This window comes from Herbiconiux daphne, from assembly GCF_024979295.1.
Classification (GTDB): Bacteria; Actinomycetota; Actinomycetes; order Actinomycetales; family Microbacteriaceae; genus Herbiconiux; species Herbiconiux daphnes.
The window spans coordinates 1-623 of sequence record NZ_JANLCJ010000516.1; the positions used below are offsets into that span (position 1 = coordinate 1).

A 623-nucleotide genomic window follows, 5' to 3' on the forward strand; every position below is an offset into this window, starting at 1 on the left:
TCTGTACCAGTCAAAGTGAAGGTTGTATTAGTAGGTAATGAAGCACCTACATCAGTAACAACATCAATCTGAGCTGTAGCCTCACCTGAACCACCAGCTACCAGAGTAGTATCGGACAGGGTAGGAGCAGCATCTGTACCACCTACAACAGAGGTACCAGTACCTTTACTAATCTTAATTGTTTTAAGAGTAGGGGTAGTAGTCGCTGTTACAGTAACAGTAGCTGTATTAGAAGTTACGTCTTGCGCACCAGGAGCGGATACGACAACATGGTAATCACCAGTGTCGCTTACAGCAGAAGGGGTCTTAGTATAAGACGCACTCGTTGCACCGCTAATAGCACCGGAAGGTCCAAACCACTGATAAGATACTGCGCCACCACCAGTTACAGTAGCAGCAGCAGTCAGTGTGAATGCAGCCGGAGCAACTACAGAAGTAGCAGTCGGCTGAGTTCCGATAGTAATTGTTGGAGCTGGAGCGCCGCTTACTTTACTGTACCCCACGCAGATGCGTACGGGTTACGGTGACGCAGACCAGTTTCCATGGTGATCATGTACTGAGTGCTATCGCCGTTTTTAGCCAATTCTGTACGCTGTGGAGCACGAAGAACCATCTGAGTCCAG

The 623-nt window shown here is 48.5% G+C and carries 1 protein-coding gene and 1 pseudogene; both read right to left on the reverse strand.

Features of this window, described 5'->3' with window-relative positions; all coding sequences use genetic code 11:
* Positions 1-503 (reverse strand): annotated as a pseudogene (locus N1032_RS26180) (hypothetical protein); the annotation flags it as partial.
* Positions 485-613 carry an SU10 major capsid protein gene (locus N1032_RS28645; protein ID WP_456319127.1) on the reverse strand — a complete coding sequence of 43 codons (129 nt, stop codon included), beginning with the start codon at positions 611-613 and terminating at the stop codon, positions 485-487. The pseudogene N1032_RS26180 and the gene N1032_RS28645, both read right to left, overlap by 19 nt.
* Between the last annotated feature and the right edge of the window lie 10 nt (positions 614-623).